The 16,947-nt window shown below is 41.1% G+C and carries 10 protein-coding genes and 1 tRNA gene; 5 read left to right on the forward strand and 6 right to left on the reverse strand.

Features of this window, described 5'->3' with window-relative positions; genetic code table 11:
* Positions 1-72: 72 nt before the first annotated feature.
* A complete protein-coding gene (locus EXM22_RS05455; RefSeq protein WP_149485543.1) occupies positions 73-2,562 on the forward strand; it encodes an ATP-dependent Clp protease ATP-binding subunit in 2,490 nt (829 codons plus the stop codon).
* A 13-nt stretch (positions 2,563-2,575) separates the two neighbouring features.
* Positions 2,576-5,509, forward strand: a complete 2,934-nt coding sequence (locus EXM22_RS05460; protein ID WP_149485544.1) for a tetratricopeptide repeat protein — start codon at positions 2,576-2,578, stop codon at positions 5,507-5,509.
* A 14-nt stretch (positions 5,510-5,523) separates the two neighbouring features.
* On the opposite strand, the gene EXM22_RS05465 is transcribed toward EXM22_RS05460, so the two are convergent.
* The 6 genes from EXM22_RS05465 to EXM22_RS05490 all read right to left on the reverse strand — a co-directional run bounded on the left by EXM22_RS05465 (position 5,524) and on the right by EXM22_RS05490 (position 11,282).
* Positions 5,524-7,179 carry a nucleoside kinase gene (locus EXM22_RS05465; RefSeq protein ID WP_168203362.1) on the reverse strand — a complete coding sequence of 552 codons (1,656 nt, stop codon included), beginning with the start codon at positions 7,177-7,179 and terminating at the stop codon, positions 5,524-5,526.
* 101 nt (positions 7,180-7,280) lie between these two features.
* Positions 7,281-7,353: transfer RNA gene (locus EXM22_RS05470), tRNA-Asn, on the reverse strand.
* 72 nt (positions 7,354-7,425) lie between these two features.
* Positions 7,426-8,394 carry an AmmeMemoRadiSam system radical SAM enzyme gene (gene amrS / locus EXM22_RS05475; protein WP_149485546.1) on the reverse strand — a complete coding sequence of 323 codons (969 nt, stop codon included), beginning with the start codon at positions 8,392-8,394 and terminating at the stop codon, positions 7,426-7,428.
* Positions 8,395-8,420: 26 nt separating this feature from the next.
* Complete coding sequence (gene metK / locus EXM22_RS05480) at positions 8,421-9,578, reverse strand: methionine adenosyltransferase (RefSeq protein ID WP_149485547.1); 1,158 nt, start codon at positions 9,576-9,578, stop codon at positions 8,421-8,423.
* A gap of 60 nt (positions 9,579-9,638) precedes the next feature.
* Positions 9,639-10,331 (reverse strand): hypothetical protein, encoded by a 693-nt coding sequence (locus tag EXM22_RS05485; protein WP_149485548.1) that lies wholly within the window; start codon positions 10,329-10,331, stop codon positions 9,639-9,641.
* A complete protein-coding gene (locus EXM22_RS05490) occupies positions 10,332-11,282 on the reverse strand; it encodes a hypothetical protein (RefSeq protein WP_149485549.1) in 951 nt (316 codons plus the stop codon).
* Positions 11,283-11,327: 45 nt separating this feature from the next.
* Here EXM22_RS05490 and mfd point away from each other — a divergent pair, with 45 nt between their 5' ends.
* From mfd to EXM22_RS05505, 3 genes are all read left to right on the forward strand, one after another.
* Entirely contained in the window at positions 11,328-14,705 is a 3,378-nt protein-coding gene (gene mfd / locus EXM22_RS05495; protein ID WP_149485550.1) for a transcription-repair coupling factor, read from the forward strand.
* 213 nt (positions 14,706-14,918) lie between these two features.
* A complete protein-coding gene (gene trmB / locus EXM22_RS05500) occupies positions 14,919-15,539 on the forward strand; it encodes a tRNA (guanosine(46)-N7)-methyltransferase TrmB (RefSeq protein ID WP_246157107.1) in 621 nt (206 codons plus the stop codon).
* 17 nt (positions 15,540-15,556) lie between these two features.
* The gene (locus EXM22_RS05505; RefSeq protein ID WP_149485552.1) at positions 15,557-16,918 is read left to right on the forward strand and encodes a citrate/2-methylcitrate synthase; all 1,362 of its coding nucleotides are present in this window, start codon (positions 15,557-15,559) and stop codon (positions 16,916-16,918) included.
* Positions 16,919-16,947 lie beyond the last annotated feature (29 nt).

A 16,947-nucleotide genomic window follows, 5' to 3' on the forward strand; every position in this document is an offset into this window, starting at 1 on the left:
TGAAAAGACTGGTTCAGTAGTTAATAATTAGGTAAGATAGTGCAATCTACTGGTTCAGTTAATGAGGTTATAATGTTGAAAGGTTTAAGCCGAGAAGCTCAGAGAATTTTATCCGTACTGGCTCAGGATGAAGCCAGAAGACTTCGATCCGAAAAGCTACTACCGGAACATGTGGTCATAGCAGTCTTAAAAGACAAAGAGGGCAGCGGCTTTCATCTTCTCAAAAAGCTTGGTGTGAACATCGTAGAAATGAGCGATGAAATTGAAAAATCTATCCCGAAATCAAGCCTGTCAGACTTATCAATTGCTGAAGTTCCTCCCTCTGGCCGTCTCCGCTTTTTGCTTGAAAGTGCCGCCAATGAGGCCACTGCTCTCCATCATGAGTTTATTGGAACAGAACATTTCATCATTGCCGCCGCAGCCGAACCTGGAAGTACAACGGCATTGTATTTGTCAGCCTTTAATGTCACAACTGAAATTCTAAGAAGCATCCTTTTTGACCTGAACAGAAAAAGGCAAAGGAATTTAAATCCTTCAATCAATAATCCTCCAGGAACTCCCTCTAACAGACCTCGGGCCAATGTGTCGAAAGAAGGCACAGGCATGCTCAAGGAGTATTCAAGGGACCTGACGGCTATGGCGGAAGAGAACCTTCTTGATCCTGTCATTGGCCGGGATAGAGAGATCAACCGTGTCCTTAGGATCTTGGCAAGGCGCACCAAAAATAATCCAGTTTTAATCGGAGAACCGGGTGTCGGTAAAACAGCCGTCGTAGAAGGCCTTGCCATTCGGATTCAGGATGGTTCAGCTCCGGATTTTTTCTCTGGTAAAAAAGTCATTAGTCTTGACCTTGCATCCATCGTAGCCGGAACAAAATACAGAGGTGAATTTGAAGAACGCCTTAAAAAAATCCTCAAAGAAATTGAACAAAGCAAAAATATAATCCTCTTCATTGATGAGCTTCATACCATAATAGGAGCGGGTGGAGCCGAGGGCGCCATCGATGCATCCAATATGATGAAACCAGCCCTCTCCCGAGGGGAGTTACAGTGTATTGGTGCCACGACTCTCAATGAGTATAAAAAGCACATAGAAAAAGATCCGGCTCTCGAAAGACGATTTCAAAGCATTCTGATCAATGAACCCAGTTTGGACGAAACAATCACCATTCTTCAGGGAATACAACAGAGGTATGAGGATCATCACAATGTGACCTACACGGATCAGGCCATCCACGCAGCAGCCGTATTATCATCCCGGTATATATCAGACCGCTGTCTTCCCGATAAAGCCATAGACCTCATGGATGAAGCCGGTGCAGAAAAAAGGATGAGCAATGCTGTTCAGCCCAGAGAGATTTCAGACCTTGAAGTCAAAATAGCAGAGCTCACCGCCGAAAAAATTTCCTTTGTCAATGCTCAAAACTACGAAAAGGCTGCCTCTGTGAGAGACAGCGTCAGGAATTTGAGGAATGAGATAGAAAAACTGAAGGAAGGCTGGAAAAAGACTCTAAAGGAAGAACAGAATCAGATAACAGAAGAAGATATTCAAAATGTTGTCTCTGAAAACACGGGAATTCCTATTTTCAAAATGATAAAAAGTGAGTCTGATAAACTTCTGGATATTGAAAAAGAACTTCATAAGACTGTAGTTGGTCAGGATGAATCCATAAAAACAGTAGCCAGCGCCATACGCCGGTCAAGAACGGGTTTAACATCACCCTCAAGGCCGATTGGATCCTTTATATTTTTAGGCCCCACAGGGGTAGGTAAGACTCTTTTGGCTAAATCCCTTGCCAGCTTTCTTTTTGGAGATGAAGAGTCTCTTGTGCGTTTGGATATGTCGGATTTCATGGAAAAGCACAATGTCTCCCGTCTTGTCGGTTCCCCCCCTGGGTATGTTGGATATGAAGAAGGGGGACTGTTGACTGAAAAAATCAGACGACAACCCTACAGTGTGATCCTCCTGGATGAAATTGAAAAAGCCCACATGGATGTCTATAACCTGATGCTTCAGGTTCTGGAAGAGGGTGAGCTTCAAGACAATCTTGGGCATAAAGTCTCCTTTAAAAATACGGTTGTCATCATGACATCCAATGTGGGTGCTAGAGATATGACAAAAACATCCCCAGGATTTCAGCCTTCAGGAAAGCAAGAGACCTCAGATGCCCAAACATCCATCGCCATGAATGAATTGAAAAGACTCTTTAGACCCGAGTTTCTTAACAGAGTGGATGAAATCTGCATGTTCCATTCCCTGGAAGATAAGGAAATTATGAATATCCTCAATATGACAGTAAAAGAGGTCTTGGACCGGCTGGAACTGCAGAATATTCATCTCGAAATATCAGCAAAAGTTAAGGAATATTTAATTGACAAATGGTATGATGTGACATATGGAGCCAGACCCCTTCGACGGGCTGTTCAAAAAGAAATTGAAGATCCACTGTCTATGGGTATCCTCAGTGGAACCTATGGTGCGGGAAGCCATATTTCTGCAGAATTTAGGAACGGTCAGATAAAATTTAAAAACAGACTCACTAAAAAAGCATTAAAAACCTGAGCGGAGTAAACCCTTGAAGAAGCGAATCCTGATCCTACTCATATCATGTATATTAACTATCAATGTTTCAGCTCAAAGTGGAACTCAACTTTTCCAGGAAGGGAGAGATGCCTTTTCTGATAAACTCTTTTCCAGATCCATTGAGAGCTTCCGTGATTTTATAAATCAGTATCCCTCTGATCCCAGGGTTGATCAGGCAGATTATATGATTGGTGTGTCCCTGTTCTATCTAAGAAAATTTGATCAGGTTATAAACCACTTTGACAGATATGAAATGAATTATCCAAGTTCAGCCTACCTTAGAAGAATCCACTACTGGAAGGGCTTGAGCTATTATGGCCAGGAGAATTTCAGATCTGCTATCATCGAACTGAATCAACAATCTTTGTTTAAGGAAGAGCTCTATTTCAGACAGAAAAGCCTCCAGCTTCTGGGCTATTCCTACGAAAAAACAGAACAATATGAACTGGCAGGTGACTCCTATAAAGCATTATTTGAGTCAGACCCGGGCAAAGAGCTATCCGCCTTATCTCTGGAACGACAAGGATATATCCAACTCAAACTGAAGCAGTATGATAAGGCTTTGGATTTTTTTGAAAAGGTGACCGTGGAATACAGCGAAATTCCTCAAGTCATGAAAGAGATCCCTTTTTATCAGGCAGAATGCTACTATCAATTGAAAGATTATGACAATAGTCTGAAAAAATATGAATCTTTTTTAGCCCTCTACAGTAAATCAGAAAATCGAGAGAAAGCGGTATTCCGACTTGGAACACTCTATGCCCTCATGAACCAGCAAGATGATGCCAAAGAGTATATGAATCTCTTAACAACAGAATACCCCGACAGCAGCTATATCATGGATGCCCACATTATATTAGCCGAAAGTTACATGGAAGATGGGGATATGTTAGCAGCGAGAACATCCCTTACAAAGCTTCTTGAAGAAGAAAAAGATCCCGTAGAAATTCAAAAGCTTCAGTTTAATATGGGAAAGACCTGGGATGAAACACCTGATGAAGCCCTAAGCTGGTACCTTAAATCTTCAAAAGGACTGGATCCGGATATTGCCGGGGAAAGTCTATACAGAAGTGGTGTCATATATGAAAACAAGGGAGAAGTGGAGCGGACCGTGCTCCTCTTTGAAAAACTATTCAACCAGTACAGAAATAACGATCACAGAGAAGAGGTCGGAAAATGGATGGTCAATTATTATGAAACGAGTGGCCAGGAATTGGCCCTCAAAAACCATCTGGACAGAATGCTCGGCGAATATCCAGAGACTCTCAATCGGTCCCTGTACTTGTACAAAAGAGGAAACCTGGCCTACAAAGAGGGTAAAAACAATGAGGCACTCCGCTACTATCAAAACATCTTAAATGTTGAATCGGAAGACACACAGATTATAAATGAAACCCGGTATAGAATCGGCTACATCTATACTCTTAGAAAAGAGTTTTATAGAGCTTCAGATTATTTTAATGACGTGCTGGTATCTGATAAAAAGGATGAATTGTATTTCAGATCTCTCCTGTCTCTCGGAATCTGCTACCTCAATGTAAAGGATATTGATGAGGCTGAAATCAGATTCAAGGAATTGACCTCGGTAAAGCCATCGACCCCCTGGACTGCAGATGCTAATTTTTATCTGGGACAGATTCAAATGGACAAGGGTCTCTATGATGAAGCAGCACTCTACTTCGCATCTGCTGCATCCTCATCTGAAAACAAGGAAAGAAATATCCAGTCTCTCTATCAGCTTGGATGGAGTTATATGAGAACTGCTTCATTCCTGAAAGCATCCGAAGCATTTGATGAGCTCTGGGATCTTGATAGTGAGCATTTGCTCTCAGGTGATAGTTTATACCGCTCAGGAACAGCCTTGAGCTATCTGGAATTATGGGATGAATCATTGATCCGGTATCTTAAGGCTCTGGATATAGTCGAGTTCTTTAGCTTGAGAGAAGAGCTGTTGTATCAGACAGCATGGTCATACTTCATGCTGAAGGATTTTGACTCTGCCATGACCTATCTGCAGCAACTGGAGCAGGAATTTCCTGGAAGTCCCCTTCCGGCTGATGGTTTATTCCGGGCTGCAGAGGCACTCAATGAAAATGGGAATAAAACAGCTGCCGTGACGGCATATCTCATATTGTACCATGACTTTGAAGAGAACCCTCTGTCTGAAACAGCCCTCTATCGCGCCCTTTCTTTAACAGAAAATAAAACTGAAAAACTGGGACTGATTGAGGAATTCCTCCGTAGATACTCAGGAAATGACAGATCTCTCCAAGCAGCTATTCAGCTAGAGGAAATGCTTAAAACAGACAGTGATGGAGAATTGGAACTGAAGGAAATCGAAAAAATCCTATCCTTGAGCTTATCCGATAGCGAAAGAGCTCTTATTGAGCTTGGAAGGGTCTATCCTCATCTAGAAGATGAGAAGAGTCTTCAAATCTTGAATGACCTATCAGAACTACCTGAGATCAGGTCCAATGAATATGAGAAAATAAAACTATATCGGGCCATTTGGCATTATCATGCAGGAAACACTGAGCAGGCAGAGATTCTTTTTTCAGAAGTTTTATCTGGAGATAGTTCCGAATACAGCGCAGAAGCACAGTCTTATATATCTAGGATTCTTCAGGATAAGGGTGAATGGAAAAATGCCGCCGATGCCTATCTAATCATTCCTTACCGTTATTCAGATCAGACCGACTGGGTTCTAAAGGCTCTCTATGAAGCGTCTCTCTCTTACCAAAAATCAGGAGATATAGAAAGTTACCGGAGAACCGCAAAGATGCTCCTGGAGGCCGGTGGCGAAGATTTAAGCGAATTATTTCCTGATACCGATGGGAGTACACCAGAGGCAGAAGATTCAGACTCAAAAACAGACCTTGAATCATTGTCTCCTTCATCAGATGTACTCCCCTTAATTGACGATTAAGAGAAATGCAGCGCTCAGTATTTGAAGCTGCTATCTCCGATGAATTCTCTAAGAATGGAATCTACTGGAATCATATTTGAGGGGATGGGAGAAAAATTATTAATAAAATGGAGGAGCCTTTGTGCTTCTCCATACTCTTCCTTCTCGGGACTGATACTCCTCAATAGGGGTTCGGCGTACATCCTTAAAACTGCCAGTTCATAATCCAGTGCCGAATTAAAAGCCGCGTCGGCCTGATCCTGGTTTGGAAAGATGTTCTTTTCTTCTCCCCGCCTGACAGAGGGCCATATCTTAAGGGTTTTTTCAGCATTGTAATTTCTGAACTGATGATCACGCACTATGCGTCTTATCAACCTGTTATCCGTTGTGGCTATTCTATTGTGATCATCCAGATTCAACTGAGTCAGAGCCGATATGTAAACTTTAAATTTTTGAGAGACAGGAATATCCGGTGTAAGATCTTTATTCAGGCCATGAATTCCCTCCATGACAATAATGCTCCTGTCCTGCATCTTCAAGAGGCGTCCTTTTTCCTGACGCCCGCCTTTTTTAAAATCGAAAATAGGAATTTCCGTTTCCTCACCACTGAAAAGCTGAACAAGATTTTGATTTAGAAGGGGAAAATCCAAAGCTTCCAGGGCTTCAAGGTCAGGATGTCCATCCTCATCAAGGGGAACATTTTCGGGAGCATGATAATAATCATCCAGAGACACCATGAGAGGATTAAATCCTACAACCTGCAACTGAATACAGAGTTTTTTTGTAAATGTAGTTTTTCCAGATGAAGAGGGACCGGCAATCAGGACAACCTTGACCTCTCCTCGTCGTTCTAGAATACTATCTGCAATCTGTGCAATCTTTTTATTATGCAAAGACTCTGAAACATGTATAAAATGCTCAGTCTGGCCCTTATCTGAAATCATGGAATTCATTTTTCCGACAGTGTCGGCATTTAGAATTTTCCCCCAGGACTTGTATTCTCGATAAATTGAAAACAGGAGAGGCTCATCTTTGAATACCTTCAATTTCAGGGGTGTTTTTGAAGGGGGATAGCGCAGTAAGAAACCCTCCGAGTAATTCATGATATCAAAGGCTTTCAGCAAGCCCATTGAAGGCATAAGAATCTCATGGCGCAAAGCCATATACTTCCCTGTGCAGTTGATCCTCACACGGGATTGATTTGCCGAGTCCAATAAAAGAACGGTATCCTTCTGATTCATTTCTAAAAAGTATTCACGGGCTTCATGCCAACTGATTGTCTCTGGGATTATTTTCAGATCCCGATGAATATAATCCTTCATTTTATCCTGGATGAGATTTAAATCCGCATCAGAAAAAACAGGAGAATCATCCAGATGATAATAGTAGCTATGCCCCAAAGAGTGGCTTAGAACCAGGCGGTGTTCCGGAAAGAGTTCTCTCACAGCCATCTCCAATACATAACAGAGGGTTCTTCTGTAGAGCCTGACTCCGGCGGTACTGTTCAAATACAGGGGTCTGAGATTTCCATTAATATCCACGCATGAGTTTAAAGAGATGAGTTCATTATTAAAGAAAGCGGCAACAAGGGGGAAACCATCTTTGTCTTCAATGTCCATAATGCTGCTTATGCAGGCATTACCCTTAATGGATTTGACCTTGCCATTGTAATGTATCGTGTAATCTTTCATAATCATCCTTTAAAATTCATACCCAATGATTCTCATTTTAATCTATCTAAAGTAGAGAAGAAAGAAAAAAAGAGGCAGGATTGCTCCTGCCTCTCAAATTGCTCCCCCGAACAGACTCGAACTGCTGACATGGTGGTTAACAGCCACCCGCTCTACCAACTGAGCTACAGGGGAATATATCAATGAAATGAAATATACATGAGAGAGAAAAATCTGTCAACAGACTCATGAAAGAAGTATTCTACCCTAGAACTTTCCATACAAAACAGACTGACAAACAGGACAGCGCCCCTCATGATCCAGTAGGGAAACACCGCGAAAACGATCCAAGAGGAGTGTATGACAAACAGAGCAAAAGGTTTGGTCGACGGCCCCTGTATTTCCCGTATAAACATAATTAAGAAATTCTTGGGCTATGTCTTTCAGCCTGAGGAGCAGCTCGATATTTGTGGGAGGTATTGAGTAATGCAGCTGAGGAAAGTAGGCGGTCAAATGAAAGGGGATATTCGGATTAAGATCGGCTAGAAATTGAGCGCTTTGCCTGATTTCTGATTCATGATCATTCTTACCGGGTATGACCAGTGTAACCACTTCTAAATGCACCATAGTAGATGCCAAACCTATAAACTCTTTGACGGCTTTAAGATCACCTTTTAACTCATTTTTATACCAGGATTGATCAAAGGACTTTAAGTCTACTTTTACACCATCTAAACAGGACAACAGGCGTTTTGCAGGTTTTAGATTCATACAGCCATTGGTTACCAGTAAGACTGATATATTGTTTTCTTTAAGCAAAAGAGCGGTTTCAATAAGGAATTCGATGTGAACAAGAGGTTCGGAATAGGTGAAGGATACAGAAGGTAGTTTGTGTTCAATGGCTTTCTTTACAATAAACTCTGGAGATATATTCTTTTGGTAATGGGAAGTTTCCACCAATTCATGGTTCTGACAAAAGGGACATCTCAGATTACAACCAGAAAAACCAATGGAGAGGGAAGTGCTTCCGGGAAGAAAATGATAGAAAGGTTTTTTCTCTATGGGATCCACTGCTATCACTGTAACAGGGTTCTTCTGGGGATATATGCCGTCATCTTTGGATTTGCGGACTCTACAAAAACCGGACATTCCCGGCTTAAGTATACAAAGATGAGGGCATAGTAGGCACTGGAACCCCTGGTTTCCCAGGGATTTAAACAGATGAAGATCATCCAAAACAGCATTTCCTTCCCTGGAAAGATCTACTTATATTTTTTTAAGTCCTCAATACGGTTCAAATTCTCCCAGGGGAATTCTGAACGTCCAAAATGACCGTAAGCAGCCGTTGGATAGTAAATAGGGCGTTTAAGATCAAATTGAGAAATGATACCAGAGGGTGTTAAATCGAATTCTTTTCTGACAATTTCCTCTATTCTGGATTCATCCATTGTACCTGAACCAAAAGTATCCACATAGAGAGAAACAGGTTCTGCTATACCAATGGCATAGGCCAGCTGTACCTGACATCGATCTGCATAACCTGCGGCAACCAGATTCTTGGCAATATATCTTGTGAGATAGGCTGCTGAACGGTCTACTTTGGAAGGATCTTTACCTGAAAATGCACCTCCCCCATGAGCGGCAGCTCCACCGTAGGTATCCACGATAATCTTACGGCCTGTCAGACCGGCATCTCCCTCAGGTCCTCCAATCACAAAATTACCAGTGGGATTAATATGAAAAAGAGTATCTTTTGTAAGCAGATCTCCAGGAATAGCTTTTTTAATAACTTCTTCAATGAGCCCTTCTTCTATGATTGAATGGGCAATTTCATTGTGTTGATGGGACAGAACAATTGTACTGATATGACTGGGTTTTCCATCTAAATAATCAACGGTAACCTGACATTTTCCATCGGGTCTTAAAAAGTCCAGTGTCTTATTTTTTCTGACTTCTGAAGCCTTCTTCATAATCTGATGTGAAAACTGAATAGGGGCTGGCATTAATTCTTCTGTATCTCGGCAGGCATAACCAAACATGAGGCCCTGGTCTCCCGCTCCCTGTTCTTTATGAAGTCCCTGTCCGGCTGTAACTCCCTGGCTGATATCAGTAGATTGAGGTTTAATGGCCGAAAGGACTGAAAAGGAGTGGTAGTCGATACCGTAATTGGGATCGTCATAACCGATGTCTCTTAATGTATCTCTGGCAACTTGTATAAAATCAATATAACCGCTTGTTGTTATCTCGCCACCAACAAGAATCATACCCGTTGATGCAAAGCATTCGCAGGCGACCCTTGATTCTTTATCCTGTTCCAGGGCTTTATCCAGTACAGCATCGGAAATAAGGTCACAGACCTTGTCAGGATGACCTTCACCCACACTTTCAGATGTGAACTGGTAAGTCTTTCGAAAATTCATTTATTACCTCCAGATGAGGCTTAATCATACTCATTTAGATCTGCTTTGTTAAGACGAAAACTAAAGTAAAGCTTTTATTGATTCCTGAACATATGTCTGCCAGTTTTCGGAGCCATCAAGGAATACGATTTCAAAAATTACACCTGTGTGTTCTATCCTGACATTTAAGTTGACAATGCCTTCATGAGTTTTTAAAGAACAGTTTTTCAACACAGTTCCTTCTACCAGACCCGCAGTTTTATACAGTTCTTCAATTTTTAAGACTGCTCCATTTACTGAAAGTTCAAGAATGTGAGAATTGATTAATTGTAGATTGGAGGGATTCATAAACATGAAATCAAGACTATGATCACCAACAGGAAAGAGACGGTGAGACTTTCTGACCTCTGGAGCCACTTTATACCGAAGGATCATGGATTCCAGACTTTCCATAGGGGCATCCACCGGTAAAAATCCATTGACACCCAGAAAATGTGCCTTATGAACATCCTCATCACCAAACAGAGAATCAACAAGAAGGATAAATACGGCCGAATCGCGTGAAAATTGTTCTCTTAATGATTTAACAGAAAGTTTCCAGTGCCTGGGATATTCACTTTCATGAAATAAAACGACATCGGGCCTGATTTCGTTGAAATTATCCATGGCTTTCAGCGGGTTCGTATAGTGAATAAATCCATAACCGCCAGGAGTAAAATAACGGTTGATTCTGGAAGCAGTCATCTGGTCATTGGAAATTAACAGTATTTTCATTTATTCCGTTCCTATATTCTTCACTTCATATCGGTATATTTTCCAGGTATTATCAAAACGGTGTAAATAATATGTATAGCGCTTTATTTCCTTAAATCCAGTATTCTGAAAGACTTCTCTCACAATAACTGTTGCTTCATTACTAGTATAACTCGTTTGGAGAATCTCAAAATCAACCGGAATATCCACGATTCCCTGATTTTCAGGAATTCTGTTATTCTCAAGATCTCTCCGATATGCCTGAACGGAAGCTTCCTGTTCGACTTCGGACATCTTTTCAAACTGTCGTCTTGTCATATTATTTTGAAGCAGGATCTCCTTAAGATCCAGATAGAGAAAAAACTTATTCCACTGATTTTTCTGCCTTGCCTGAAGGGTATAATTGACAACATCATCGGGAGCCATAGAAGCCGATGAAAGAATATCTCCTGTTTCAAGGTCAATCATATCCTGATACTCATTCTCGTATATTCCTGGACGGATTGTGAGAGAGAGCTTATTCGATTGAATTCCAGAACCGGTTTCCCTATTTTTCAATTCGGGAAAGAAATTCCCTTCCAGTACATAGACACCCGGATCATTTATTGTCACATAACTGTCCAGATCCACTATAAAGCCGAACTCTTCTCCCGGTTCAAGTGTTATCATCCTATAATAAGCTGGTTCATTCCTATCATAATTCACCAAGTATTCCCTAGAAGGTGGAAGAGTTTCATTCTTCATGGTCTTCAAGGTAAATAGAAAATTATAGGTCCTATTTTCAGCGATTCTGAAGGACAACGATTCGGAACCAGGATTAGATAAGAGCACTTTCACCTGAATTGGACTCTCAGGGTAATAGATTTTCTTATTATAATACCTTATGCTGAATACCGGATCAGCAGCCCAGGCTGACGATAGGGTGATAATAAATGTGATCAGAAACATAAAGCAGATACGCCGTCTGGTCATTGGATCTCCCGATTTAATCTTTTATAATATATTCGGTTTATTTAAATGATAACATTATATCAAAATACGATTCGAGAACATTTCACTAAGAATAACTCATTTCAGGACGTCCTGGATAAAATGAATAGCGGCGGGTACCCCGTCGATATCAGCGGTATACGTGGAAACTATCTGGCAGGAATGATCAGAAAGATTCAGGAACTTGGAGACCGCAATGGACTGATCATAACCGGAAATGAGACAGAAGCCGCCGAAATGGTAACAGACCTCTCAGTATTCCATGACAGAGTCAGGCTTTTCCCCTGGTGGGGAACCATGGTCTATAAAGGGGTCTCTCCACAGGCATCTATCTTTGGAAACCGAGTCAATACTCTTTTTTCAATCATGGAGGATAAAAACACCCTCTATGTAGCATCCCTGCGTTCATTCCTTTCCTATCTTCCTACACGGAAATCCCTGGAAGCCCTCAAAATAACCCTGACCATCGGTGAAAATCTGGATCCTGTTTATTTGGAAAAACGGCTTCAGGAATTTGGATACCTCAGAGTCCCCCGTGTCACAGTTCCCGGGGAATTTGCCTTACGGGGCGAAGTCCTTGATATTTTTATGCCCGGAGACAATGACGCCGTTAGAATTGTTTTTGAATTTGATGAGATTGAAGACATCAAATATTTTGATCCACTCACACAGAGTTCTGAACAAAAACTCAAATCGGTCATCCTGTATCCCACAAAAGAAATGATTTGGGATGAGGAACGTCTGGACTGTCTTAGCAAAAACTTTGATCAATCAGAAGGCATTATTGAATCTCTTAGAGATCAGGGTGAATTTCGGGGTGAAGAGTTGTTCTATCCCCTGGCTTTTGAAGAACCCTCCTATCTAGTCGATTATTTTTCAGAAGATGACTACCTTTTTCTCGTAGATCAGGAAAGCCTGAAATCGGGAGAGAAGCATCTTTCCAGTGAATATGAAGAACTCTATCTACAGGCTAAAGATCAGCAACTGACAGTTCCCGAGCCCCATAAGATTCACAGCAGTCTGGAAGAGGCCATGTTCCGTCATCGCAAAACCTTTAGGATTCACAATCTTAGTCAGGATAAAGAATCTGAGATGATCTCCTTTGATTGTGATCCGGGACATTCCTTCTTTGGAAATATCAATTATTTGAAAGAAGAGATGGAAAGCTATAAAAATCTGGGACTGAAAATATTTATTTTTGCCGAATCTGAATCACAATCAGACAGGATATCCTACCTTCTGAGGGATTATGAACCGATCATGATTCCTCAAACAATATCATCAGGCTTCGCGCTACCCAATGATAATATAATTGTCATTCAGGAAAATGAAATATTCGGGCGCAAAAAAAATGTCCCCTCTTCGGTGAGAAAAGCTAAAAGTGAAGCCATTGATTCATTTGTTGAGCTGAATCCGGGGGATTATGTGGTTCATGTGAACTATGGTATAGGTCTTTTCAAAGGCATTGAACGCATCAGTGCTGCCGGAAATGAAAGAGATTATATCTCCCTTGAATATTCCGGAGATGAAACGATCTTTATTCCCATAGAACAGGTCAACTTAATCCAAAGATACATCGGCCATGAGAGTCGAAACCCCAAACTTGATAAAATCGGCGGAAAAACCTGGGACAACAAAAAGAAAAAAGTCAGGAAATCAGTTGAAGATCTGGCAGACAGGCTCGTTAAACTCTACGCTGGACGTCAGACAGCCAAAGGATATACCTTTCCTAAAGACGATGATTTCCAACTTGAATTCGAAGCCTCCTTTCCCTACCAGGAAACAGTCGACCAGTTGCAGGCAATCCAGGAAATCAAAGAAGACATGGAATCTCAGCGGCCCATGGATCGTCTGATCTGTGGGGATGTTGGCTATGGAAAAACAGAAATTGCCATGAGAGCAGCATTTAAAGGCGTTATGGGAGGACGTCAGGTTGCGTTTCTCTGTCCTACCACAATATTAGCAGAACAGCATTTTGAAAATTTCCAAGAAAGATACAAACGATTTCCAGTAAGAATTGCCATGCTCTCCCGTTTTGTAAAGAAAGCAGAACAAAAGGAAGTCCTGAAAAGACTGGAGGCTGGTGAGATTGATCTTCTCATAGGCACCCACCGGATTCTTTCGAAAGATATAAAATTTAAAAATTTAGGCCTCATGATCATTGATGAGGAACAACGTTTTGGTGTTAAGGCCAAAGAACGGTTAAAAGAAGTCAAAACCAATATCGATTGCCTGACCTTATCAGCAACTCCCATTCCTAGAACTCTTCATATGTCTCTTGTCAAAATTAGAGATATGTCCGTTCTTAAAACAGCGCCCAAAAACAGGCAGCCCATCGAAACATTCATTCAGGAATTTGACCCGGGAACGGTCTCTAAAGCCATTAGGAGAGAGATAGAGAGAGGCGGGCAGGTGTTTTTTCTGCACAATAGAGTTGAGAGCCTTGAAAGTATCCAGCTCTACCTTCAAGAACTGGTTCCCGAGGTCTTTGTAGAAATCGCTCATGGAAAGATGAGTCCCAATGAACTGGAAGATATCATGCATCGGTTTATAAATGGTGCCTTTCAGGTCTTGGTATCCACAACAATCATTGAAAATGGCATCGATATTCCCAATGTGAATACAATTATTATCGACCGAGCTGATATGTACGGCATCTCCCAACTTTATCAGTTAAGAGGACGGGTGGGCCGGAGTGGACGTTTGGCCTATGCTTATCTATTATATCCTGAAAGCAAAGCCCTCACCGATTTGGCCATGAAAAGACTTCAAATCATTTCGGATTTTACCGATTTGGGTTCTGGTTTCAAAATAGCCATGAAAGACATGGAGGTCAGAGGAGCTGGAAATCTTCTGGGAGGAGAGCAGTCTGGCGAAATCATGGCTGTTGGTTTTGACATGTACCTGAGACTTCTAGAAGAGGCCATTGAAGAAAGGAGTGATTCTGACAAACAGGAAGAACCACCTGAGGTTTATCTGGAATTGGATTATACAGGATTCATCCCCGACAGTTATATCGATGATCCAACTGAAAAAATGGAAGTCTACAAAAAGATTGCCTCCATCACCGAGAAGGCAGAACAGGAAAAGATATATTCAGAACTTTTCGATCGCTTTGGACCACTTCCTCCTGAGATGCAAAGTTTGATGGCTCTATCTGAAATCCGAATAATCTGTAAACAACTCTGGATATCCAATTTAAAGGAACGAAGAGGAACTGTTTATATCGATTTTGGCAAAGTGGCCATCATATCTGTAGATAAAATCATGAAACTATTGGGTCAATCCAGAGGACTGGTCAAGCTTGATCCAACTCACCCTGAAAGGCTTATGATAGAAACAGGTAAAATCGGTTTAGAAGAAAAATCAGAATTCCTTCGAGAGAAACTCAGTGTTCTCTTGTAAAAAAATGATATTTTCTTCTTGAGTAACCCTTATTGTTTCTATTGACGCTTTGTATTATTTGTGAATAATAATACATTATCATACTTTTTCATTGCATATTTATTCATCCAATAGGTAGAATCTAATCTTGTCAAAAGATTAGCAGATCTATAAACTCAGCAAATGGAAAAAAAGATACGAAAGATTAAAAGTTATGTCCTGAGAGCGGGACGTATGAGCGAGTCTCAGCAATCAGCATATTCTAGATTATTAAACAGATATTCTTACCCATATCAAGAGTCCCTTTTAGATTTTGATCAGCCAAGTGATAAGAAGAAAAGGATTGTTGAAATAGGTTTTGGAATGGGTGATGCCACCTATAGGATAGCTCTTGAAAATCCCGATATAGACTATATCGGAATAGAGGTATACAAACCAGGAATAGGCAAATTACTTGATAGGATTGAAAAAGAATCGATCAAGAATTTAATGATTATTGAACATGATGCTGTTGAAGTTCTTGAAAACATGATGAACAAAGACTCTGTGGATGGATTTCATATATTCTTTCCTGATCCATGGCCTAAAAAGAAACATCATAAAAGACGCATCATTCAGAAAGAATTCGTAGAATTGCTCATTGATAAACTAAACCCCGGTGGGTACGTATATGCTGTTACCGATTGGGAAAATTACGCGGAGCACATTCTCGAAGTCTTTGAAAATCAAAAAATGTTGAAGAATGAATACGAGGGGTATGCAGAACCTCAAGAGTGGAGACCTTTCACTAAATTTGAACGCAAAGGGAAAGCCAAATCCCATAAGATTTATGAATTGTTATACAAAAAAAGTTAATTTTGGAGCAAGAGACCATGAAAATGAATGAAAAGCGCGATCAGTTTTTAAAAAAATACTCAGGAATCATGGATACTCATAACAGAATACCCTTGGATCTTTATGAACGGTATAATGTCAAAAGGGGACTGCGAAATTCCGATGGTACAGGTGTCCTTGTCGGATTAACCGAAATTGGAGATGTTCATGGTTATATCATGGAAGAGGGAGACAAAATACCTGTTGAGGGTGTACTCCGATACAGGGGTATTGATGTAAAAGAACTTTCAAAGGGGTTCCAGCAGGAAAAGCGTTTTGGTTTTGAAGAAACCATTTTCCTTCTCCTTTTCGGATACCTTCCCTCATCCGAGGAGTTAAGCAATTTCAATGAGCAAATTGGTGATTTCAGAGAACTTCCAGATCAGTTCACAGAAGATATGATCCTTAAGGCTCCCAGTAATAACATCATGAATAAACTGGCACGATCTGTCCTGGCAGCTTACTCATTTGATGACTATGCAGAGGATATTTCTGTTTGGAATATGCTCAGACAGAGTGTTAAACTCATTGCACAACTGCCTACAATGGCGGCTTATGCTTACCAGGCCAAGGCCTATTATTACATGGGTAAGAGTCTTTTCATTCATAAACCCGATCCCTCATTGAGCACGGCCGAAAATCTTCTTCTTATGATCCGTCCAAATAGAAAATATAAAGATATTGAAGCTGAAATTTTAGACCTTTCACTGGTCCTCCACGCTGAGCACGGCGGTGGTAACAATTCCGCTTTTTCAACCCATGTTGTTTCTTCATCCGGTACGGATACCTATAGTGCCATAGCAGCGGCGATTGGTTCTTTGAAGGGTCCTCTCCATGGTGGGGCCAACATTCAGGTTGCCCGGATGATGGATGATATCAAAAAACATGTATCAGACTGGAAGAGTGATAAAGAGATTTCTGAATATGTCACAAAAATTTTAATGAAGGATGCCTTTGATAAGAAAGGTCTCATATATGGCATGGGTCATGCTGTTTATACTCTATCCGATCCCAGAGCCGAAATCTTAAAAGAGAAAGCCAGAGAACTGGCGGCCAGCTCCGATAGAATGGATGAATTCTGTCTGTTCGAGAAGATTGAAAATCTTGTGCCTGGAATCTTTCAAAAACTTAAAAACAATGACAAACCTTTATGCGCCAATGTCGACTTCTACTCCGGATTTGTTTACAGCATCCTGAACATACCAGAAGATCTGTATACACCTATATTTGCCATTGCCCGTATTCCTGGTTGGTGTGCCCATAGGGTCGAAGAAATTGTCAGCGGAGGAAGAATCATCAGGCCAGCATACAAGAGTGTGAGCCCTCGAGTTCCCTATTCTTCCCTGAAAAATCGAGGCTAATAGGCTAGGATCAGTCGCCATCACTCATT

The organism is Oceanispirochaeta crateris (genome assembly GCF_008329965.1).
Taxonomy (GTDB): domain Bacteria; phylum Spirochaetota; class Spirochaetia; order DSM-2461; family DSM-2461; genus Oceanispirochaeta; species Oceanispirochaeta crateris.

Bases quoted from the DNA above. Each gene is read 5' to 3' on its own strand.
- EXM22_RS05465 (WP_168203362.1), bottom strand. From the start codon at position 7,179: ATGAAAGATTACACGATACATTACAATGGCAAGGTCAAATCCATTAAG.
- EXM22_RS05455 (WP_149485543.1), top strand. From the start codon at position 73: ATGTTGAAAGGTTTAAGCCGAGAAGCTCAGAGAATTTTATCCGTACTG.
- metK (WP_149485547.1), bottom strand. From the start codon at position 9,578: ATGAATTTTCGAAAGACTTACCAGTTCACATCTGAAAGTGTGGGTGAA.
- mfd (WP_149485550.1), top strand. From the start codon at position 11,328: ATGATAACATTATATCAAAATACGATTCGAGAACATTTCACTAAGAAT.
- EXM22_RS05485 (WP_149485548.1), bottom strand. From the start codon at position 10,331: ATGAAAATACTGTTAATTTCCAATGACCAGATGACTGCTTCCAGAATC.
- EXM22_RS05505 (WP_149485552.1), top strand. From the start codon at position 15,557: ATGAAAATGAATGAAAAGCGCGATCAGTTTTTAAAAAAATACTCAGGA.
- trmB (WP_246157107.1), top strand. From the start codon at position 14,919: ATGAGCGAGTCTCAGCAATCAGCATATTCTAGATTATTAAACAGATAT.
- EXM22_RS05490 (WP_149485549.1), bottom strand. From the start codon at position 11,282: ATGACCAGACGGCGTATCTGCTTTATGTTTCTGATCACATTTATTATC.